Annotated in this window: 23 protein-coding genes; 5 read left to right on the plus strand and 18 right to left on the minus strand. The window is 41.9% G+C overall.

Translation table 11 applies throughout. From position 1 onward, the window contains the following. The first annotated feature begins 58 nt into the window (after positions 1 to 58). Positions 59 to 262 (plus strand): hypothetical protein, encoded by a 204-nt coding sequence (locus tag ACFVS1_RS22060; RefSeq protein ID WP_387550456.1) that lies wholly within the window; start codon positions 59 to 61, stop codon positions 260 to 262. Here ACFVS1_RS22060 and ACFVS1_RS22065 read toward each other — a convergent pair. The 4 genes from ACFVS1_RS22065 to ACFVS1_RS22080 all read right to left on the minus strand — a co-directional run bounded on the left by ACFVS1_RS22065 (position 220) and on the right by ACFVS1_RS22080 (position 2,608). Beyond that, complete coding sequence (locus ACFVS1_RS22065; RefSeq protein ID WP_352925133.1) at positions 220 to 969, minus strand: ABC transporter permease; 750 nt, start codon at positions 967 to 969, stop codon at positions 220 to 222. The two genes, ACFVS1_RS22060 and ACFVS1_RS22065, sit on opposite strands and share 43 nt — an antisense overlap. Beyond that, complete coding sequence (locus ACFVS1_RS22070) at positions 970 to 1,731, minus strand: ABC transporter ATP-binding protein (protein ID WP_387550458.1); 762 nt, start codon at positions 1,729 to 1,731, stop codon at positions 970 to 972. 131 nt (positions 1,732 to 1,862) lie between these two features. Beyond that, positions 1,863 to 2,216, minus strand: coding sequence for a DUF1048 domain-containing protein (locus ACFVS1_RS22075; RefSeq protein WP_352925135.1), 354 nt, complete (start codon positions 2,214 to 2,216; stop codon positions 1,863 to 1,865). Between the two features lie 71 nt (positions 2,217 to 2,287). Then, a complete protein-coding gene (locus tag ACFVS1_RS22080; protein WP_387550460.1) occupies positions 2,288 to 2,608 on the minus strand; it encodes a PadR family transcriptional regulator in 321 nt (106 codons plus the stop codon). 300 nt (positions 2,609 to 2,908) lie between these two features. On the opposite strand from ACFVS1_RS22080, the gene ACFVS1_RS22085 reads away from it, so the two are divergent. Beyond that, complete coding sequence (locus ACFVS1_RS22085) at positions 2,909 to 3,178, plus strand: hypothetical protein (protein WP_387550463.1); 270 nt, start codon at positions 2,909 to 2,911, stop codon at positions 3,176 to 3,178. 39 nt (positions 3,179 to 3,217) lie between these two features. Here the strand turns inward: ACFVS1_RS22085 and ACFVS1_RS22090 are convergent, their stop codons facing one another. The 10 genes from ACFVS1_RS22090 to ACFVS1_RS22135 all read right to left on the minus strand — a co-directional run bounded on the left by ACFVS1_RS22090 (position 3,218) and on the right by ACFVS1_RS22135 (position 13,025). Beyond that, positions 3,218 to 4,186 (minus strand): sugar phosphate isomerase/epimerase family protein, encoded by a 969-nt coding sequence (locus ACFVS1_RS22090; protein WP_387550466.1) that lies wholly within the window; start codon positions 4,184 to 4,186, stop codon positions 3,218 to 3,220. A 21-nt stretch (positions 4,187 to 4,207) separates the two neighbouring features. Further along, positions 4,208 to 5,248, minus strand: a complete 1,041-nt coding sequence (locus tag ACFVS1_RS22095; protein WP_034305944.1) for a Gfo/Idh/MocA family protein — start codon at positions 5,246 to 5,248, stop codon at positions 4,208 to 4,210. Positions 5,249 to 5,265: 17 nt separating this feature from the next. After that, positions 5,266 to 6,288, minus strand: a complete 1,023-nt coding sequence (locus ACFVS1_RS22100) for a Gfo/Idh/MocA family protein (RefSeq protein ID WP_387550469.1) — start codon at positions 6,286 to 6,288, stop codon at positions 5,266 to 5,268. Positions 6,289 to 6,301: 13 nt separating this feature from the next. Next, a complete protein-coding gene (locus tag ACFVS1_RS22105) occupies positions 6,302 to 7,030 on the minus strand; it encodes a ThuA domain-containing protein (RefSeq protein ID WP_387550472.1) in 729 nt (242 codons plus the stop codon). A gap of 227 nt (positions 7,031 to 7,257) precedes the next feature. After that, positions 7,258 to 8,292, minus strand: a complete 1,035-nt coding sequence (locus ACFVS1_RS22110; RefSeq protein ID WP_387550684.1) for a LacI family DNA-binding transcriptional regulator — start codon at positions 8,290 to 8,292, stop codon at positions 7,258 to 7,260. Between the two features lie 57 nt (positions 8,293 to 8,349). Next, on the minus strand, positions 8,350 to 9,168 hold the full coding sequence (locus ACFVS1_RS22115; protein WP_352925144.1) for a carbohydrate ABC transporter permease: 819 nt from the start codon (positions 9,166 to 9,168) through the stop codon (positions 8,350 to 8,352). Further along, positions 9,168 to 10,028, minus strand: coding sequence for a carbohydrate ABC transporter permease (locus ACFVS1_RS22120; protein WP_241590091.1), 861 nt, complete (start codon positions 10,026 to 10,028; stop codon positions 9,168 to 9,170). The genes ACFVS1_RS22115 and ACFVS1_RS22120 overlap by 1 nt, the downstream gene beginning before the upstream one ends. Positions 10,029 to 10,194: 166 nt before the next feature. Next, a complete protein-coding gene (locus tag ACFVS1_RS22125; protein ID WP_352925146.1) occupies positions 10,195 to 11,484 on the minus strand; it encodes an ABC transporter substrate-binding protein in 1,290 nt (429 codons plus the stop codon). 361 nt (positions 11,485 to 11,845) lie between these two features. After that, entirely contained in the window at positions 11,846 to 12,031 is a 186-nt protein-coding gene (locus ACFVS1_RS22130) for a hypothetical protein (protein WP_309078962.1), read from the minus strand. Positions 12,032 to 12,185: 154 nt separating this feature from the next. Next, on the minus strand, positions 12,186 to 13,025 hold the full coding sequence (locus tag ACFVS1_RS22135; protein ID WP_387550477.1) for a YitT family protein: 840 nt from the start codon (positions 13,023 to 13,025) through the stop codon (positions 12,186 to 12,188). A 411-nt stretch (positions 13,026 to 13,436) separates the two neighbouring features. Between ACFVS1_RS22135 and bioF the strand changes: the two genes are divergently transcribed. Genes bioF through bioC form a run of 3 tightly spaced genes read left to right on the plus strand, consistent with a single transcriptional unit; the run spans position 13,437 to position 16,212 of the window. Next, positions 13,437 to 14,636: an 8-amino-7-oxononanoate synthase gene (bioF, locus tag ACFVS1_RS22140; RefSeq protein ID WP_387550480.1), complete on the plus strand. Its 1,200-nt coding sequence runs from the start codon at positions 13,437 to 13,439 to the stop codon at positions 14,634 to 14,636. Further along, positions 14,633 to 15,376 (plus strand): alpha/beta fold hydrolase, encoded by a 744-nt coding sequence (locus ACFVS1_RS22145; RefSeq protein WP_387550483.1) that lies wholly within the window; start codon positions 14,633 to 14,635, stop codon positions 15,374 to 15,376. The genes bioF and ACFVS1_RS22145 overlap by 4 nt, the downstream gene beginning before the upstream one ends. Then, positions 15,373 to 16,212 (plus strand): malonyl-ACP O-methyltransferase BioC, encoded by an 840-nt coding sequence (bioC, locus tag ACFVS1_RS22150; protein WP_387550486.1) that lies wholly within the window; start codon positions 15,373 to 15,375, stop codon positions 16,210 to 16,212. Before ACFVS1_RS22145 ends, bioC begins: the two co-directional genes overlap by 4 nt. 404 nt (positions 16,213 to 16,616) lie before the next feature. On the opposite strand, the gene ACFVS1_RS22155 is transcribed toward bioC, so the two are convergent. The 4 genes from ACFVS1_RS22155 to ACFVS1_RS22170 all read right to left on the minus strand — a co-directional run bounded on the left by ACFVS1_RS22155 (position 16,617) and on the right by ACFVS1_RS22170 (position 20,545). Next, positions 16,617 to 17,291: an ABC transporter ATP-binding protein gene (locus ACFVS1_RS22155; protein WP_352925154.1), complete on the minus strand. Its 675-nt coding sequence runs from the start codon at positions 17,289 to 17,291 to the stop codon at positions 16,617 to 16,619. Continuing rightward, a complete protein-coding gene (locus ACFVS1_RS22160; RefSeq protein WP_387550488.1) occupies positions 17,291 to 18,394 on the minus strand; it encodes an ABC transporter permease in 1,104 nt (367 codons plus the stop codon). Before ACFVS1_RS22160 ends, ACFVS1_RS22155 begins: the two co-directional genes overlap by 1 nt. A gap of 97 nt (positions 18,395 to 18,491) precedes the next feature. Beyond that, positions 18,492 to 19,871, minus strand: coding sequence for a sensor histidine kinase (locus tag ACFVS1_RS22165; protein ID WP_352925158.1), 1,380 nt, complete (start codon positions 19,869 to 19,871; stop codon positions 18,492 to 18,494). Then, positions 19,868 to 20,545: a response regulator transcription factor gene (locus ACFVS1_RS22170; protein WP_387550491.1), complete on the minus strand. Its 678-nt coding sequence runs from the start codon at positions 20,543 to 20,545 to the stop codon at positions 19,868 to 19,870. Before ACFVS1_RS22170 ends, ACFVS1_RS22165 begins: the two co-directional genes overlap by 4 nt. Positions 20,546 to 20,751 lie beyond the last annotated feature (206 nt).

The raw sequence follows: 20,751 nt of genomic DNA on the forward strand, positions 1-20,751 counted from the left end.
AAGAATTTTCAGCAAGTGTAGTTTTGCGAATTTACTCGTGAATTTTGCGGTTTTACTCGTGAGTTTTAAGGATTTACTCGTAAGTTTTGCACTTTTACTCGTGAATTTTGCTGTTTTACTCGTGAGTTTTAAGGATTTACTCGTGAGTTTTGCACTTTTACTCGTGAGTTTTGCGGTTTTACTCGTGAGTTTTGCACTTTTACTCGTGAGTTTTTGTTCTTACCCTAACTGGCGTTTAAATGCTTTACTGGCGAAGAAGTAAGCGATGACCATGATACCGACGCACCAGGCAAGCGCGATCCAAATATCGTTGCCAACAGTCCCTTCATACAAGAGGGCGCGAATCGCATTCACGATTGAAGTCACGGGCTGGTTCTCAGCGAACGCACGAACAATTTTAGGCATGGTTTCGGTAGGGACAAAGGCCGAACTGATAAACGGCAGGAAAATCAACGGATATGAGAAGGCTGTCGCGCCTTCCATAGACCCCGCTGTCAATCCGGGTATGACAGCAAGCCATGTCAACGCTAGCGTAAACAGCCCGAGTATCCCAGCTACCGCGATCCAATCCAGGATATCAGCATTGGAACGGAAGCCCATTAAGAGCGCGACAAGGATAACCACCACGACAGTAAGCGCATTGGAAACAAGCGAGGTCAACACGTGAGCCCACAATACCGACGAGCGCTTGATGGGCATGGTAATGAAACGCGCCATCAGACCGCTCTTTACATCAGTAAACAGCCGCACGGCAGTGTAAGCGACCCCGGATGCGATAGCCATCAGTAAAATTCCTGGCAATAAATAATTGACGTAATTGTCCGTACCTGTCTCTATGGCGCCGCCAAATACGTAGACAAATAGCAGCAGCATCATAATCGGAGTAATAGCCACCGTGATAATTGTATCCGGACTGCGCATGATGTTGCTCATTAAACGTCCTAATAATACCCATGTTTTGCTTTTCATTTACATCTTCTCCTTTTTGCCAATGATCGCGAGGAAAATTTCCTCCAATGTCGGCTGCTTCTCGATGTACTCCACTTTCGCTGGCGGGAACATCTCCTTGAGTTCGGTAAGGGTCCCGGTCGAGATGATTTTTCCGCCATGCAGGATGGCGATACGGTCCGCCAGTTGTTCGGCTTCCTCCAGGTACTGGGTCGTCAGCAAAATTGTCGTGCCGCCATCGGCAAGCTCCTTGACGGTATCCCAGACTTCAATCCGCGCTTCGGGGTCAAGCCCTGTCGTCGGTTCGTCGAGAAAAATGACTGCTGGCGTCCCGATAAGGCTCATGGCGATGTCAAGACGGCGCTTCATCCCGCCTGAATATTTATCCGCACGGCGGTTGGCCGCATCAGTAAGGCTGAATCTCGCTAGCAGATTGTCGGCGCCTTGAGCAGGATTGGAAACTCCCCGCAACTTGGCGATCATCATCAGGTTTTCCCGCCCGGTGAGCATACCGTCTAAAGCTGCAAACTGCCCTGTCAGGCTGATGCTCTGGCGAACATGATCCGGTTGACGCTGGACGTCAAAGCCACAAATGCCTACTTCGCCGCCATCGGCCTTCATCAGCGTCGAGAGAATATTGACCATCGTCGTCTTGCCCGCTCCATTTGAGCCCAGCAGTGCGAAAATTTCGCCACGCCGTACCTCAAAATCCACCCCCTTTAAAACTTCATTGTCTTTAAAGGATTTTTTTAACCCTTTTACAGAAATCGCTGCAATGCTCATACTTTTTCCTCCTTATCCTATTCTCTTCTATTTAGTCTGACTGATAATCTGTATTACTTACTACCGAGTTAAAAATATAACTGAATAGCGAAGGTGGCAATTCACATTTGTAACCAGCTATTCAGTCGGAATTATCTATCGAATTTATTTTTTCCCAATCGCTTCATGATACTTTCATTCAAATCTTCACGATACTTGGCGAAATAGGTTCTAGCATTTGCCACTAGTTCGTCGGCAAAGGACGCCACATCTTCCCCAGTGATTTCCAGCACTTGCCTGCCTTCCGACGCTCCAGCTTCGAACAAATCGATTAATTCATACTGCATGTGCAGCATATCCATCCCGTTGCCGGCTGAGAAATTCCACATGTAGCTTTGAATTTTCTTAAATACAAACTGATAGTCCTCTGGAAGGGCTTCAACTCGGGCCATCATCATTTTATACTCTTTTTTATCACCAATCATTTTTTTGAACATTTCCAACATGTTATTTTTCCTCCTTATTGATAAAGCTGAACAAGACACTCCCAAAATATCGTACGGAATATCTTATGAAGCTAGATTGACTTTAAGACGTTGATTTTCGATGATACAAAATCCCATTTTTTCCAAAACAGTTCAAGTTCCTGGCGGCCAGCCTCATTCAGTGAGTAAAACTTACGGGGCGGCCCTATATCTGACGGTTTCTTCTCTATATTCACCAGTTTTTTCTTTTCTAATCGCACGAGTATGGTGTAGACCGTCCCTTCCACGACTTCAGTAAATCCGAGGTCGTTCAGGCGGCGGGTAATCTCGTAGCCATAGGTTTCATTGCGGCTGATGATTTCCAGCACGCAGCCTTCCAGCGAACCTTTCAGCATTTCAGTTAAATTTTCCAAGTTCAGAGCCTCCTCTATTTTGTGACTTATATTATAACGTAGTTCCGAGGGGAATTTTCACTGAATAGCTTTTGGAAATGCAATCACACTATTCGGTATTACTTATTACAACTAAACTGTAACACCGAGTAGCAGAGGTGTCAACTTTATTCTTAATAATTTTTTCCAACTTCACTATTCAGTGCTGTTGGTATCCAGTGTTACTTACTACAAAGTATGCTGTAACACGTAGTAGGGTGACTGTAATTTGATTTTTTTTAAAAAACCAGCTACCCCCATTGGATACAGCTGATTTCTTTTATGGAACAGGAGAGTGTTATCATACTCGTGAGTTTCACGCTTTTACTCGTGAATTCACTTTTACTCGTGAGTTTCACGCTTTTACTCGTGAGTTTTCCACTTTTACTCGTGAGTTTTCCACTTTTACTCGTGAGTTTCACGCTTTTACTCGTGAATTCCACTTTTACTCGTGAGTTTCACGCTTTTACTCGGGAGTTTCGCACTTTTACTCGTGAGTTTCACGCTTTTACTCGTGAATTCCTTTTTTTCACGAGTATGGGCGAAAAATAAAAAGCAACCTGCATTAGGCTGCTCGTTATCGGCTCTAAATTATACCCACCATAAATCAGTTGGGCTTTCGTTGATGAGTACAGTTTTCAGATTGGTTACAGCCCGTTGAAACCCTTCTTCAACTGACATCAGCGGATCTTCGTGTTCGATGCTGACGACGTAATCGTAACCGTATATGCGAAGGGCGCTCATGATGTCTGACCATTCTTGCAGGCTGTGGCCGCATCCTACAGAGCGAAAGTTCCAGGCACGGCTCTGGATATTTCCATATGGCTGCATGTCGGTTAACCCATACATATTGATGTTATCCTGATCCAAGTATGTGTCTTTTGCGTGGAAGTGGTAGATTGCTCCCGCTTTCCCGAGGATTTTGATGGCCCCGACTGGTTCGATGCCCTGCCACCAAAGATGGCTTGGATCAAGGTTGGCGCCTATTGCATCAGATGTAGCTTCCCGAAGTTTTAACAAGGTGTAGGGTGTGTGCACAAGAAAGCCCCCATGCAGTTCAAGGCCGATTTTTATATTGTGTTCATCGGCAATGGCGGCCGTCTTTTTCCAATAGGGGATCAATTTTTCTTCCCATTGCCATTTGAGCACATCTGTATACTCATTCGGCCATGGGGCGACGGGCCAGTTTGGATATTTAGCTCCTTCGTGATCACCTGCTGTACCGGAAAAGGTATTGACGACCGGGACGTTCAGTAAGGAAGCAAGCTTGATTGTTTTAATCAGTGTTTCATCACTTTCTTTAGCGAATGCTTGATCTGGAGAGATTGGATTGCCGTGGCAGCTGAATGCACTGATCGTTAACCCTCTTGCTTGAACGGCTTCGAGGTATTTTTGGCGTTTTTCTTCACTTTCCAGCAGTTCATCGAGTGGACAATGGATATTCCCTGGATACCCGCCTGTACCGATTTCAACTGTTTTTAATCCGGACTCCGCGACATAATCAAGCATATCCTCGAATGATTTTTGAGCAAATAGTACTGTAAAGATCCCTAATTTCACATGCCCCACCTCACCTTTTCCTTAATTTATACTCATGACCTTCCCACTAGCCGAGCTTTGATAAATGGCTTCGATTATTTTTGATACTTTCATGGCTTCCGATGGTTTTACCAATGGTTCAGCCAACCCCAGGCAGCTATTGATAAAGTTCTCTGCCTGTTGCAGGTCTGGTGTATCCTCCCCTGGCATCCATACTGCTTCACTATTTAAAAGCATGCCGTGTTTAGCCTGATTCAGGACTAAAGGGAACACATCAAGTCCGCCTTGCGTTCCGGATAAACTCAAAACTGTTGCTTCTTCACGGATATTCGCTGCCCATGATGTTTCGAATAATAGAGATGCTCCGTTGGCAAATTTGATATATGCCGTGGCATGGTCATCCACTTCAAATACCGAGGCATCGAAATTCCCCCATAAATTGACCTGATCGACACCCTTACTGACATAATTATATGTCGAACCTACGATTTCAATCGGTTCTGGGTCATCCATCAGCCATAATGCCAAATCAAGCAGATGGCAGCCGTAATCGATCACGCTTCCCCCGCCTTGCAATTCCTTGCTTGTAAAAACTCCCCATCCAGGAACTTTGCGTCGTCTGATTGCCTGTACACGCGCTACATACGGTTCACCGATTTCACCAGCCTGAATCATTTTCTTTGCAGCCTGGGCCTCCTTCATGAAGCGGTAATGATAAGCAGTCGATAACACTTTACCCGATATGTTTGCAGCCTCGGTTATCGCTAAACATTCCTCAGTTGTAATGGCCATCGGCTTTTCGCATAACACATGTACACCCGCTTGCAGAGCAGCAATGGAAATCTCCGCATGGAACTTGTTTGGCGTTGCAATCGTAACAGCATCCACTTCAGCAAACATTTCTTCATAATTGGTGAAAACCTTTTCGATATGAAATTCACGCGCCACTTCTCGCGCCTTCATTTCGTCTATATCCTGAATGGCGTATAAAACCACTTTATCTTGAAATTTTTGAAAAGCTGGGATATGCCTTTTTTGGGCAATTCCGCCAGCACCGATAATACCCATTTTTAATTTGTACATGATGACTTTTAACCCCTTTATAAGCGGATGATTTTTCGGGATGCATTTGATTCCATCGCGCCAAGAATGACTTTTAATGATTTTAACCCTTCAACTCCTGAGACAAGAGGCTCCTCATTGTCCACCACACATTTTATAAAATGGCTGATCACTTCGGAATCATGCTGTCCTTCTGAGTCATTAGTCTGGATGCTTCCTAATTGGATGGTTTCTGTCTTTCCATTATCATGATGGATAATCAGTGAGTATTTCGGATCGTCTTCAAGGCGCAATACCGCTTTTTCCGCATAAATGACCGTAGCATTGTCTTCTTTTGCATAAGACCAGCTGGCGGTAAGAGTTCCGATGATACCGCTCTCCGTCCGGAGGATACAGGCCGCGATGTCATCAACGTCTGTATTTTTCTTGGCAGTCGTTTCCACAAAGGCTCCCACTTCAACAAATTCTTCTCCAAGGATATACCGTAATAAATCAGCTTTATGAACGCCTAAATCGCCCATTGCACCAATGACTGCCTGATCCTTCTTAAAAAACCAGCTTTCCAGTCCGTCCACGCTCCAGGTTTCCGGCCCGGAATGTCCAAAAGCCGTCCGGAAGCTATAGACCTTCCCTAGCTCACCGCTCTCAATAAGCTGTTTCGCTTTTTGATGAGAAGGAACAAAACGCTGATTATGACCAATCATTAGTATTTTGCCGCTTTTCGCTGCTGCTGCATTCATTTTTTCAGCGTCCACCAAAGAAGTGGCCATTGGTTTCTCACAAAGGACATGTTTACCAGCTTCCAAGGCCGCAACCGTAATGCGTGCATGCAGGTAATTCGGTGTACATACACTGATCGCTTCAATCTCCTCATTCTTCAAAAGTTCTATATAATCAGTATATGCTTGGGCGCCATACCTTTGTGCTGCTGCATTCGCCCGGTCCTGCACAATATCACAAACGGCAATGATCTCCGTTTCCTGATGTGCATCATACTCCGGAAAATGCCTGTTTTTTGCGATACTCCCGCATCCAATGACTCCTACCTTCACTTTGCCCATTTTGTTCTCTCCTTCACTTCAACTCTTTGCCTGAGATGGATTCCAACGGCTCGGCTTTCCCATAGTTCGTTACGACTCCAAATTCCGGCTTGACCCAATCAACGGCATTCTTAATTACTCGTTGAATCTCCGGATTATGGAAAGTAGGATATGTTTCATGCCCTGGACGGAAATAGAAAATCTTCCCTTTTCCCCGTTGATATGTGCAACCGCTTCTGAATATTTCCCCGCCTTCAAACCAACTGACGAATATTAATTGATCTGGTGCAGGAATATCAAAATGTTCCCCGTACATCTCTTCCTTTTGAAGCTCTATATATTCTCCGATTCCATCAACAATAGGATGACTGGGATCGACAACCCAAAGCCGTTCCTTTTCATCTGCGACCCGCCATTTCAAATCGCAAGTCGTGCCCATAAGCCGTTTGAAGATTTTTGAAAAATGACCGGAATGGAGGACGATGAGACCCATGCCCTCGAGTACCCGCTTGTGAACCCTTGCAATGATTTCATCCTGAACTTCATCATGTGCAACATGCCCCCACCAAAGTAGTACATCGGTTCGTTCCAATGCTTCTTCGGTTAATCCATGCTCTTTTTCATCGAGAGTAGCCGTCCTCACCTCGACCTGCTCACTTTGTAAAAAGCCTGCAATTGCACCATGGATACCATCCGGATATATTTTTGCTACTTCAGGCTTTGTTCTCTCGTGACGAAACTCATTCCAAACCAGGACTCTCATGAACACCCTCCTCCATTCAAGATTCATTTCAAGGCAACTTGCTTTGTATGTTAAACTATACCTCTTTATCCATAACGCAAACGTTTGCGTTCGGTGTGTCTCAAAATATAAGAACATACTAATTGACTTCAGTAAGTATGAATTTTCAAAAATAATAGTGATAATCTATATTGTAAATTTATGTTAGCAAAAATCAAGCTTTAATTAGAAAAACATTTCTACATTTTTCATTTAATTTCCTTTTCGGCAACAAAATGTGACTCCCGCTTTATGATTTTGGTAGGAATACTGATACTCTTTTCCATCATTTCCGGATTTGCAATTAAATCGAACACACATTTTGCCGCCTCATACCCTAACTGATACGTGTGGATATCAACCGTTGTCAGCGGTGTACTTAAAAATTCTATGAATTCTGAGTGGTTAAAGCAGACGACGCTAATTTGCTGTGGCACTTTTAAATTCTTTTCAGCTAACACTCCAAGCAAGAGAACACCCAATAAAAGATCCATAACCAAAAATGCGGTTGGTGCCTCTTTCAATTCCAGCAATTCGTCAATGGCCTTTATTCCATCCGTTCGATTTAAAGGAATCAATTTGATATATTCCTGTCGCACATCGTGCCCGGCCTGTTCCATCGCTTGTTGAAAACCTGTCAAGCGGTCCTGGATCACCTCAAACTCGGGACTGCCCCCTAAAAAGGCGATTCTCTCATGTCCAAGACTTATTACAAACTCTGATACTTCCCTGGCCGCTTGAACATTATCGTTATCAATGAACGTGATTCCGCTCATGTTCGTACTTGGCTTCCCGATCACAACGAACGGGAAACCCTGCTTTAATAAATATGGCACCACTTTATCGTCCTTTTTAGAGTACAAAACAATCATGCCATCCACTCTTCTGCCCTGAACCATTTTCACGACATCCTCAAAGATGGCATCCTCCGTCTCGCCGGTTGTCAGGGAAAGACTGTACCCTTCTTTATTACAGAAATCCCCGATTCCTCGGATCACTTCTGGAAAAAAGGGATTATAAAGTGATTCTCTTGCCGAACTTTTCATGACGATCCCTATGGCCTTAGTTGACTTCGTGACTAAGTTCCGGGCATTTTCATTCATATGATAGCCCATTTCCTTTAATACCTTGCGTACTTTACGCTTTGTCTTTTCACTGATTGTCGGGCTGTTATGGATTACACGCGATACCGTTGATGGAGCGACATTTGCTTTTTTGGCAACGTCTTTTATAGTAACAGACAAATTCATCAACACTCCCCGTTCACCGCACATGGTTTAATATTCCCTATATTTAAATAGTTATTTAACGGCTCCATCTGCAATTCCTTTGATAATTTGCCTCTGAGCAAAAAAGTACGCAATGATGACTGGAATGATGGATAAAGTAAGTCCAGCCAAGGCAAGATGCCATTGCTTCGTATATTGACCGAAAAAGAAGAATAATTTAAGTGGGATGGTCTCCGACCCTGCGCCGCCAATAACAAGGGATGGCAGCAAATAGTCGTTCCATATCCAAATGACATTTAAAATCCCAACTGTAATGGACATCGGTTTTAATAATGGAAATATGATATACCAAAATACTTGAAAGCGGTTTGCACCATCAATCTTTGCTGCCTCATCAAGTGAGAGGGGAATCCCTTTTAAAGTACCATGATAAAGGAATATGGAAAGACTGCAGCCAAAACCTAAATACATGAAAATCAGTCCGGCCTTGTTCAACATCCCCAGCTGTCCAAATTGGGCAACGAGCGGTATCATCACAGACTGAAACGGGATCAGCATTGCGGCTACAAACACAAAGAAAAGCAGGGAACTTATTTTACTTTTGTTTCGGGAAAGAGCGTATGCGGCCATCGCAGAAAAGATGATGATGATGACTACACTGACGCCCGATATCAATAAAGAATTGAATAAAGTCCGAAGGAAATCCAATTGCTCGAAAGCTTGAGTGAAGTTTTCGAATGTCCAGGTCTCAGGCAGTCCCAGTGTATCGGCAAATATATCCCGTTTCATTTTAAAAGCATTGACAAGCATTAAATAAAACGGAGTGAGCCATAATATGGCCAAAATGAATCCGATGAATCCAACCAGCCACAATTTCCATTTTCCCCTCATTACAGCTCAACCTCCCGTTTTTTATTGATATAGACTTGTGTCAGCGAAACGACCGCCACGATTACGAAAAAGATAACGGCTTTTGCCTGTGCATATGCCATATCGTTTTCGGTGAAGGCGGATTTTACAATGTTCATCGCAACCATTTCAGTTGAATTATAGGGAGCTCCATTCGTCAAAGAAAGGTTTTGATCATAGATCTTGAACGAGTGGGAAAGCGTCAAAAACAAACTGACGGTAAAAGCAGGTGCCACTAGTGGAAATGTTATATGGCGAAAACGCTGGAAGCTGTTCGCTCCGTCAATTTTTGCTGCTTCTATCAAGTCTTCAGGAACAGCCTGCAGATAGGCAATATAAATGATCATGATATATCCGGCCATCTGCCAAGACGTTAAAATGATCAATCCCCAAAAACCTGTATCAGTCGTTGATAACCACCCATTAAATGCTTCGATCCCAGTCAAATCACCAATCGCACCGAAGACCTTAATAAAAATGAACTGCCAAATAAAGCCGAGAATCAAGCCGCCAATTAAATTGGGCATAAAGAAAACCGTCCGCAATATGTTGCTTGATTTAATTTTCGAAGTCACGATGAGGGCCAAACTTAATCCGATGATATTGATTACCACAATTGCCGCTACGGAAAATTTAATGGTGAACCAAAATGTATCAAGGAACCCTTTATCGGTAAACAAGTCTATATAATTCTTAAGACCAATGAAATCCGGAGTCCCTAAACCGTTCCAGTTCGTAAAGGAATAATAAAATCCGTAGATGAGCGGCACGATCACAACCAAAATGAGTGCAGCAAGAACAGGTGTCAAAAACAGCCAATATGCGGCATCCCGATTTCTCAACGAAACCGACCTCCTTGAAATGATATAATAGTTAATGGATTTAGATCATGACTGTGTTATTTGATGAATCCCTTGTTGAGGCAAATCCCCTTAAGGCTTTTCTATAATAAGGAACAACCAATCGACACATTTTTCATGCCGATTGGTCACTTGCATTTCCCAACACTTATTTACTATGAATCTTCTCCCAATTTTCAATGTTCTGTTGGACAAGTTCCTCCCAAGTCAATTTACCAGTTACGTATTTTTGGACACTTGCACCAAGATCATCATTCCAACCGACCGGATATCCATTAAACACCCATCCAATCGTATTTCCTTCTTGGGAGTATTTATAAATTTCTTTTGAAATTGGATCGGCGATTTTTTCTACATCATATCCTTCATAAGCAGGAATGAATTTGAAGTCTTCCAAAACGGCTTTTTTCCCTGCTTCGGATGTATACATCCAGTCGAGGAACTTCTTCGCTGCTTCTTGTACCTTTTCATCCGATTTCTTGTTCACTGCCCAATAGTTCGGTACGCCGACCGGCATGCCTGCATTGTCTCCATTAGGAATCGGGATGATGCCAATTCCCTTTTCAGCTAACTCAGGGTCCATATCATAGACTGTGTTATACACCCAGTTACCTTGTTGAATGATTGCAACCTTTTCAAGAGAGAACAGCTCCTCCACTTGTTGGGAATAATCAAGACTCGCTGTCGGCTGAACGGAATACTTATTTTGGATATCGACCAATTGTTTAAACTTGTCACCATCCGTGAATTTAACCGTTGGTGCCTTACTTGCTTCTAACACATTCCCATCAAACTCCGGTGATAAGAATACATTGGATAAATGGTTTCCTGTCACCCACTTCTCTTTTACCGGATATGCGAAAACTGCTTCGATCTTCAATTTGTCTTTTTGTGAATCGATTTTCTTAACTGCCGCCTCTAAGGCTTCATAACTTGTAATTTCATCAGGGTTAATTCCGGCTTCTTTAAAGATTCGTTTGTTATAAATCAAGCCGTATCCTTCCTGGTTAAATGGAAGTCCAAGGACTTGCCCGTCCTCTTCCACACCATCCAAAGTACCGTCAAGCGCTGCAGCAGCAGCCTTCGTGTCCTTTAAATCTGTTAATCTATCTTTATATTGTGCGACATCTACCGGTCCGCCAATGTTAAAAACCGCTGGCTCCTCACCTGAAGCGAACTTTGCTGTTATGGCAGATTTATAATCATTTCCGCCGCCGACTGTCGATACCTTGATCTTCACATTTGGATTTTCTTTTTCATATTGTTTTGCCAATGTCTCGAATTGCGACTTGAATTCTACCTTGAATTGAAATATATCAAGCGTCACGACATCCTTTGAGTCGCTGTTTCCGCCAGTTGAAGAAGAGCATCCAGCCAAAATCACACTAAAAATCAATAAAACAGTCAGAATTCCCCCGTACCATTTTTTACGCCTCATGCCTACCCACTCTCCCTTTTTCTCATAATATTCATGCAATTCTAAGAAAACGTTTGCATAAAATTAGTAAAATAAAAGCCATTCATTCTATAAAATTGATAGTCTAGCGTACTTCTTTTACATCACCTCCTCACAAAATTCATTGCAAACGTTTACATTTATGCGCTTTATATTACCACCAAATTCCATACTTTACAATAAAATTGTAGTATATTGTAAAAAAAGGATGTTAGGAACTCTCTTAATCTAATTATATGATTCAGAAAGCTTTGATTATTCCTTTATCCGATTATTTATCGTACGGGCCATTTTCATTCCTGGCATTATACGAAAAAAGGGAAACCCGACGGTCCCCCTCTTTTCACTTCAATATCATTTTCACATTGGAAGGACCGTATTCATCCTTCAATTCATAATATTTATCGCTTGCTTGTCCAAATTCCTTAAACACACCGCTAATGATCAATTCATTCGTTTCCTTATCAACGATACTGTACTTGATATTGCTTTTCCCAAACTTTCTGTCATCCACTTTTAAAAGGATCATCTTGGACACCTCCACATTTAATGGCTGCACTCCTCAGGGTGTGTGGTTTCTTACTTACATAATATAACAAATTATTCGGAATTTACAGATTTTTTGCATTACAAAATAAAAAAGCCTAATTAGGCCTTTTCATTACGTTTATACCTTATTACCATCAGGACTTAGAGATATCCAGGAACCCTTCACCAAATACGTCCCGAACGTCATGTATGGCTATAAAAGCATTGCTATCCGTTGACTGCACTATTCTCTTTAACTTTAGTACCTCTTGCTTACTTATAACGATATATAAAATATCCTTGGATGCTTTTGTATAGTATCCATGCCCACTAAAAACAGTGACGCCCCGATCCATCAATTCGGTTACTTGTTTTGCAATCTGGTCCGCTTCATTTGAAATGATGGTAATTGCTTTTTTCGGGTTCAATCCCTCAATGATGAATTCCATCGTTTTTGTACCAATATAAAGCATAAGGATAGTGAGCATCAGGCCTTCTGCACCAATGATGAAATAAGATGAGAACGCAACGATTAAATCGAAAAACAGAAGTCCATAGCTTAAGCTCCATCCCAAATACTTATTCGTAATTCGCGCCAGGATCGTCGTACCGGCAGTAGTGCCCCCAACACGGATGATCATGCCAATTCCGGCACCGGCAAAAACCCCGCCAAATATCGCATTAATGACCAATTCATCTGAAGAAATCGTCCAACTTTCGGTTAAATGAAGGAAAAGTGAATTAAATGCAACGGCTACGATTGTATATACCGTTGTTATTTTCGACAAAAATTTATAACCGACAATGAGCAGGACAGCGTTAATGATTAAACTTAACAGCCCTGGTGACCATTCAAAAAGATAAAACAAAATGATGGTTATCCCCGTGACCCCTCCCTCACCAAGCTCATTGGGAATGACGAAAAGATTTATTGCCAAAGCGAAAATAAAAGCTCCTATTAATATAAAGAAAACATCCAAAGAAATCTTTTTCATATTTATACCCTTCCTTTATGTAATGGTTAATGTGAATTCTGTTAAATTTCACTGCTCTATAGTAACATGGAATTCCATTTAATCCTTCAAAGATTTGAAGGTTTAACAAAAAGACTACCTTGCAAGTTAGATTATCTTCAATGAACGAGCTTAATGCATAAAGGCACCAATTTTCATTAAGCTTTTTTATACACTAGCTTAACAACTCCGCTGACCGTTTCTCCTTAAATGTTCCTGGCTTGGATCATAATAAACAGCCAGCTTTTTCCCTTGATTTCTCAGAGATTAACGGATGATTAATTTATTCTCATGCATCTTTTCAAAGCTTGACAGTTTCATTGAGTCAGAATTAGAATGTTTTATATGTTAACCTATATTAATTTTAGTTGACATATAAAAAGGAGAATGGCCATGCACAGTGAAAAACGATTACCTTGTTGGGAAGAAAAAATAAAAAATGAACTGGCTCATTTAGAAGAGATTTCGCAAAAGCGTGAGCTCGTATCAACTGTATGTGCCGAGCAGCCTTGGCTTACGATCAACGGGTGCAGGATGCTTAATCTAGCTTCTAATAACTATTTAGGATATGCAGGAGATGAACGGCTGAAAAAGGCTATGGTTGATGCAGTACATACATATGGTGCAGGAGCAACGGCTTCACGTTTAATTGTTGGCAATCATCCTCTTTACGAGCAGGCGGAACAAGCTCTTGTCGATTGGAAGAAAGCCGAAGCAGGACTCATCATCAACAGTGGATATAACGCAAACCTTGGAATAATCTCCACCCTTCTGTCCCGTAACGATATTATTTATAGCGATAAATTGAATCATGCAAGCATTGTCGATGGAGCTCTTTTAAGCCGTGCAAAGCATATGCGCTATCGTCATAATGATTTAGATCATTTAGAAGCATTTTTGAAAAAATCACCGATTGAAGCACGTAAATTAATCGTGACGGATACGGTCTTCAGTATGGATGGTGACTTCGCTTTTCTTGAAGACCTTGTTCGGTTAAAGGAACGTTATAACGCACTGTTAATGACAGATGAAGCACATGGAAGCGGCATCTACGGTAAAAACGGTGAAGGCTATGCCGGTCACCTCCATCTTCAAAATAAAATAGATATCCAAATGGGAACATTCAGTAAAGCGCTCGGTTCATTCGGGGCCTATGTTGTCGGGAAAAAATGGCTCATCGACTATTTAAAAAATCGCATGCGCGGATTCATCTATTCAACTGCACTCCCCCCGGCCATACTCGGTGCTATAAAAACAGCGATTGAACTTGTACAGCAAGAACCAGAACGCCGCTCACTGCTCCAAACACACTCAGAACACTTTAGACAAGAACTCACATATTACGGGTTTAATATTTGCGGAAGCCAATCACAAATTGTTCCTATCGTCATCGGCGAAAACGAAAAAGCGATGGAATTTGCTGCATGTTTGCAGAAAGAAGGAATTGCGGCTGTTGCTGTCAGGCCGCCGACCGTTCCTGAAAATGAAGCGAGAATCCGGTTTACCGTAACTGCTCTCCACGATAAGAAAGATCTTGATTGGGCAGTTGAAAAGATTTCAATCATTGGAAAGGAAATGGGTGTTGTTAAATGAAACAGCCGAATTTAGTCGTGCTTCCTGGCTGGGGAATGGAAAAAGAGGCGTTTCAACCCTTAATCCAACCGCTGTCAGAACTTTTTTACCTTTCATTTATAGATTGGAGAGATATGAAGGCACTAAATGACTTTGAAGAACGTGTCATAGACACAATCACTTCCCTCGATGGTCCTGTTTATTTACTGAGCTGGTCATTAGGATCACTAGTATCACTTGAATATTCAAGTTCGTTTCGGGAAAAAATAAAAGGTTTTATCCTTTTTGGTGCAACAAGTCGGTTCACCACAGGAGAAAATTATTCATTTGGCTGGGATCCGCGAATGGTCGAGCGCATGAAAAAACAACTGCAGCGCAATAAAGAGAAGACTTTGACTTCCTTCTATGAAGCAATGTTTTCCGATGCTGAAAAAGAAGCAGGTTTTTATCATCAATTCATCAAGACAATTCAACGCGAGTTTCAAGGAGATGATGTGTTTTCGCTTCTGATTGGTTTGGATTATTTACTTCAGAAAGATGCTAGAGCAAGACTCGACCGGATTGAAGCCCCTTTTATATTGCTTCATGGGAAGGAAGACAAAATTTGTCCACTTGAAGCCTCCTCCTTCATTAAAGAAAATCTTGGTGGGAAAGCCGAGCTTCATATTATTGAAGGTGCTGGTCATATTCCATTTTTCACAAAACCACAGGAATGTATGGAGCATATAAAAAACATTTATTCAAAAGGAGTACGTTCATGATAGATAAACGATTGTTAAGCAAGCGGTTCAGTGAACACGCGAAAACATATGATGCGTATGCCAATGTTCAAAAAAACATGGCAAAACAATTAGTGGATTTGCTTCCTCAAAAAAACACCAATCATAAAATCAATATTCTTGAAATTGGCTGCGGCACCGGTTACTTAACCAGGTTACTCATCCAAACATTCCCTAATGCCGTCATTACGGCTGTTGATATTGCACCAGGAATGGTTGAAGTGGCGAAAGGAATGACAAAGGAAGACCGTGTTACATTTTTATGTACGGATATTGAAGAAATGGCGCTTAATGAAAATTACGACTTGATTATTTCCAATGCAACGTTTCAATGGCTGAATGATCTTCCTGCAACCCTTGAAAAACTGTGTACACGATTAACGCCTGAAGGAAGCCTGATATTTTCAACGTTCGGAATCGATACCTTTCAAGAGCTTCATAGCTCATATGAACATGCAAAGGAAAAGCTTCAACTTTCCATGGATAGTTCACCAGGCCAAATGTTTTACACTCTGGAAGAATTATCCCAGATTTGTGAAGCAGCAATGCCCTATTCATCAGCAGTTCCAATCGAGGTTACAAAAATAGAAAAGCTTGAACTGGAGTACTTTCAGACAGTACGTGAATTTTTCACTTCCATTAAAAAGATTGGTGCTGCTAACAGCAACCAAGAAAACTACTGCCAGCGCCCATCCTTTTTTCGAGAGTTAATCAGCATATACGACACAGACTACCGAAATGAATCAGGTGTGAAAGCAACCTATCACTGTTTGTTCTTTAAAATAAAAGGCTCTTTTCGTAAAGATTGTTGTTTTTAAAACAAAACGATTTAAGGTTGTAAGGTTGATTGGAGCGGAAGTGCGAGACTCCTGCGGGAGCATCGGGACAGGTGAGACCCCACAGGCGTTTACGCCGAGGAGGCTCACCGCCCGCCCCGCGGAAAGCGAGCATCTGGAGGGGAAATCAACCACACCGCACTACTTGGTAAATAGCAGTAAATAGCAACTAAGTATGCGAAAACAGCCAAATAAAAAAACATGATTAATCCGAAGATAACCATCTGGGATACAAGCAAAATATTATACATAATGCAAATCGTTTATATAAAGTAACGACTGTATTCCAACGGCTTACTGTCGATTAACCAGGTTCCCATTCAAGCAATTCAGGCCGTCGCCACTCCCAATTCCTTTGGAGAGGCGACGGCCATTTACGTATAACTTCATCCAAATACCTTGCCATCCGTAATATTGACCACTCGATCACATAAATCTAACATTCTTTCATCGTGGGTTACCATGATGGCCGCTTTATTTCTTGATTTCACCTCATGTGCAAGCATTTCAACAACAACCCTGCCTCTTTTGGAATCAAGACTTGCGGTCGGTTCATCCGCTAAAATGATTTCTGGATCATTCATTAGCGAACGGGCGATGGCTACACGCTGCCGCTCACCGCCCGACAGTGCTTCTGGGAGGTGATCTGCCCGATGTCCAAGTCCAAGGTGGCTAAGCAATTCGTCCGCTTTTTTCACAGTTTTTTTATCTCGCTTGCCAATCAGTTCAGAAAGTAGCAGAAGCTGATCTCGTACGGTGAGATATGGCACAAGATTCGATGATTGGAATACAAATCCGATCTTTTCAAGGCGAACTCTAGTCAATTCCTTTGGGGATAGTGTTGTAATATCTTCATCATTCAGCAGTATGCGACCTTCGCTCGGAGATAGTAACGCACCCGCTATTGAAAGAAAAGTACTTTTTCCTGAGCCTGAAGGACCCACGATTGCGACGAATTCTCCCGCTCTCACATTAAGGGAAATATTTTCAAGGGCTGTCACCTTATTAACGCCTTCCCCATAAATCTTACTAACGTTTTCAAATAATAGTTTATTCCCCATCAGGATACCCTCCCTATTGCTTCGATTGCGTCTATCTTCGCTACTCGGTATAGTGATAGCAGCGAACCCAATATGGCTACAACCAAAAGTAACACGGAGTATTTAATGACCAAGTCGGCACTCAATTCGAATGGCATTCCTTCTGGCATGATTAAAGTGACGACATATGTCAGTGCAACACTGATGGCTATGCATATCACGGCAAGCAGCATGACTTGACCAACGATACTTTTTGCCAGATAGCCTGTATTGGCCCCGAGTGCTTTAAGGACTCCAAATTGATTCGTCTTCTGCAAGGTAATCACATAAAAGAAGACAGCCAAAACGAATGCAGCAATCACAAACAAGAAGGCAATCATCATCGTCAATGTACCTTGTTCCTCTTTGAACCCTGGAATACTCTGAAGGGATTCTTCTTTCGAAATGAGCGTTAAGCCTTCAGGCAATGATTTACGTACATTTTCTTCTGCCTTCGAATCCATTTGCACGGCTATCGTGCTGATTGAATTCTTCTGATTTTTCAATCCAGGATTAATCTCCTGCCATCCCTTAACATTCATGTAAACTGCAGGTGAATGGCTATAAGACTGCTTTTCAGTAAAACCAACAATGGTGAAAACCTTACCTGATAGGTCATCTTTAAGTGAATCACCCAATTTATAACCCACTTCTTTTAAAGAACGATCTGCTACGACTTCACCTTGTTTCTCATTGTCATAATTCGTTCCTTCAATGACCTTCGGTGCTAAAATACCACTGGCATCGGTCGCAAAAATGGTGACATCCGTTTTCTCCGATGATCCGATTTTATTGAATGTGATCATCATTTGCCCCAGACCTTCGGCTGCTTTAACATCCGCAGAAGCCCGGATTTCATCCAGCTTTTCCATGGATATGATCGATCGGTTCAATTTATTTTTGGAGTCATGCTCCATTACGAAATAGTCGGCCTTCATGTTTTGTATGGATGAAGTATTATCCGAAGAAAGTCCATTAGCTAATCCTGAAATGATAAAGACAAGCAAAGCGACCAATACCATGATCAGTCCAATCAGCAGGTAACGTAACTTTGAATGCTTTATTTCACGTATTGCCAAAAACATTATTTCATCTCCCATTCCTTTTTTACCTATCAAGCCCTACTTGATTCGGTATGACTCGATTGTAAACAATCAATATGAATGGAAGATGAACAACTGATTACATAAGGGGCAGCCGTATATAAAAAGTGGTCCCTTTACCAAGTTCGCTTTGAACTTCAATCGTTCCCCCATGAAGATCAACCGTCTTCTTCGTAATCGAAAGTCCTAATCCGCTGCCTGTTTCACTCCTCTTCCTCACTTTGTCTACTTTATAAAAGCGATCAAGGATATAAGGGAGGTCTTCTTCTGGAATTCCCATGCCCGTATCCGCGATCATCACTTCAACAGTACTGCCAATACTTTTAATCCGAATATTAATCGAACTGCCGCTTTCCGAGTATTTAATGCTATTGGTTATCAAATTCGTCCAAACTTGATTTAATAGTTTCTCATCTGCAGAAATGACGGTTGACGGCAAATCCATTTCGATCACCATATCTTTTTCCCGCCAATTCCATTCCAGCATGAACAACACTTGCCGGATTTGCAGCGCTAAATCAAAATTGGACCGTTGCAGCGGATCTTCTTCTTTATCCAACGAAGCAAGCATGAGCAGCTGTTTGCTTAACGACGACATGCGCCTGCTTTCTTTTTCAATGATGGACAAGTACTGATTTCTTTGTTCTTTTGTTAATTCCTCCGATTGAAGGGTTTGAGAAAAACCTTGGATGGATGCAAGCGGAGATTGAATTTCATGAGATACATTCGATACGAACTCCTGCCTCATATCATCTAAGCGCTGTATGCTTTGAGTCATTTTCGAGAAGTGCTGTGCCAAATCCCCGATTTCATCGCTTCGGGAGACATTCAATTCACTACTATAATCCCCATCGGCGATTCTTTTTGTAGCTTCCGTTAATTTCGTAATCGGCTTAACGATAAAACGCGTATTAATGATCACAAATAAAAAACTGAGAAGTAGCGTCAGTACGAGCAAAACGGCAAGGAAAAAGCGAAATTCACCAAACTGCAGCTCTATATTCGGCCTTACAAACAATGCATGTTTTTCGCCATTCACGTCCATCGGGACCCCAATGCTATTAATTAATACATCCTCAAAAAAACCGGTAATGAATAGCCCATTATTATAATTGGCGATCCCTTGATAGGTATTCCCATTCAAAACTCCTGAAATCGTGTCGCGATCTAAACTCGTGTCCCGAAACGGCTCGCCATATAACGTTCCTTCACCCTGCTCATTAAATAGATACATTTGATAGTGCAAACCTGCAATATGATTTAAATACGCATCAATATCCTGATCAGGATTCTCCTCATATAAGGAAACGATCTCACTTGCGACTTTGCTTATCTTCTCACCATTGTAGGGTTTTTGAACCTGATGATAATAGACATTGGAAATTAAAAAAGCAATGACACTGGCAAGCACCATGATCAAAATGGTTTGAATAACTATCCTGAAATAAAGTGTTTTCACTTCTTGTTGACCTCCAGTTTATAACCTAAGCCACGGACAGTCGTTATGACAAAATCTTCGGTCCGCCCGGCAAAACGTTCCCTCAACCGTTTAATATGGACATCAACCGTTCGATCATCCCCTTCAAAATCAGCACCCCACACCAGTTCAATAAGCTGATCACGCGTAAAGACCTGATCAGGAAAACTTCCCAGCTGAGCCAGCAGCTCAAATTCCTTAAGCGGCAGGAGCAGCGTATTCCCCTTTATTCGCACTTCGTAACTTTTACGGTCAATCACCGTTTGATTCAATGAGATGGATTCAGAATTCACCATACGGTACCTTCGCAATAGCGCTTTTATCCGAAATAGAAGTTCCCTTGGCTCAAATGGCTTTACGAGATAATCATCAGTACCCGCAAAATACCCCTTTTCCTTATCGATAAGTTGATCTTTAGCTGTCAATAAAATGACGGGCAGATCATATTGATCCCGGATTTCCTTACAAAGATCCAGTCCGTTTTTATACGGCATCATAATATCGACAACAGCCAGCTGGACCCGTTCCTTCTCCAGTAGCAAGGAAGCTTCATTCCCGTCCTTCGCTTCCGTTACCATGTACCCTTCCTTTTCCAAGTGAAATTTCAGCAACTCCCGAATATGCCGGTCATCATCCGCAATTAATATATGTATCAAAGAAACCACATCTCCACTTCTTTTATAAACCTGGCTAAACATACAATAGCAATATTCAATCCTGTAAAACAACAAATACTAATTCAATCTCCAGATCCTTATAAACTAGTTTGCCACTAATATACAGCACCCTCTTATTTTTTATTAAAAGATAAAGTAAAAAAGCGAACAGAATTTATTTCAATATGACTCTCCATCATGAAACT

The organism is Peribacillus sp. NPDC058075 (assembly GCF_042885195.1).
Classification (GTDB): Bacteria; Bacillota; Bacilli; order Bacillales; family DSM-1321; genus Peribacillus.

What these genes read in the sequence shown, in the direction of transcription:
- ACFVS1_RS22085 (WP_387550463.1), top strand. Translation starts at nt 2,909, where the DNA reads ATGGAACAGGAGAGTGTTATCATACTCGTGAGTTTCACGCTTTTACTC.
- ACFVS1_RS22135 (WP_387550477.1), bottom strand. Translation starts at nt 13,025, where the DNA reads ATGAAAAAGATTTCTTTGGATGTTTTCTTTATATTAATAGGAGCTTTT.
- ACFVS1_RS22125 (WP_352925146.1), bottom strand. Translation starts at nt 11,484, where the DNA reads ATGAGGCGTAAAAAATGGTACGGGGGAATTCTGACTGTTTTATTGATT.
- ACFVS1_RS22100 (WP_387550469.1), bottom strand. Translation starts at nt 6,288, where the DNA reads ATGGGCAAAGTGAAGGTAGGAGTCATTGGATGCGGGAGTATCGCAAAA.
- bioC (WP_387550486.1), top strand. Translation starts at nt 15,373, where the DNA reads ATGATAGATAAACGATTGTTAAGCAAGCGGTTCAGTGAACACGCGAAA.
- ACFVS1_RS22095 (WP_034305944.1), bottom strand. Translation starts at nt 5,248, where the DNA reads ATGTACAAATTAAAAATGGGTATTATCGGTGCTGGCGGAATTGCCCAA.
- ACFVS1_RS22105 (WP_387550472.1), bottom strand. Translation starts at nt 7,030, where the DNA reads ATGAGAGTCCTGGTTTGGAATGAGTTTCGTCACGAGAGAACAAAGCCT.
- ACFVS1_RS22115 (WP_352925144.1), bottom strand. Translation starts at nt 9,168, where the DNA reads ATGAGGGGAAAATGGAAATTGTGGCTGGTTGGATTCATCGGATTCATT.
- bioF (WP_387550480.1), top strand. Translation starts at nt 13,437, where the DNA reads ATGCACAGTGAAAAACGATTACCTTGTTGGGAAGAAAAAATAAAAAAT.
- ACFVS1_RS22065 (WP_352925133.1), bottom strand. Translation starts at nt 969, where the DNA reads ATGAAAAGCAAAACATGGGTATTATTAGGACGTTTAATGAGCAACATC.
- ACFVS1_RS22070 (WP_387550458.1), bottom strand. Translation starts at nt 1,731, where the DNA reads ATGAGCATTGCAGCGATTTCTGTAAAAGGGTTAAAAAAATCCTTTAAA.
- ACFVS1_RS22130 (WP_309078962.1), bottom strand. Translation starts at nt 12,031, where the DNA reads ATGATCCTTTTAAAAGTGGATGACAGAAAGTTTGGGAAAAGCAATATC.
- ACFVS1_RS22155 (WP_352925154.1), bottom strand. Translation starts at nt 17,291, where the DNA reads ATGGGGAATAAACTATTATTTGAAAACGTTAGTAAGATTTATGGGGAA.
- ACFVS1_RS22145 (WP_387550483.1), top strand. Translation starts at nt 14,633, where the DNA reads ATGAAACAGCCGAATTTAGTCGTGCTTCCTGGCTGGGGAATGGAAAAA.
- ACFVS1_RS22160 (WP_387550488.1), bottom strand. Translation starts at nt 18,394, where the DNA reads ATGTTTTTGGCAATACGTGAAATAAAGCATTCAAAGTTACGTTACCTG.
- ACFVS1_RS22075 (WP_352925135.1), bottom strand. Translation starts at nt 2,216, where the DNA reads ATGTTGGAAATGTTCAAAAAAATGATTGGTGATAAAAAAGAGTATAAA.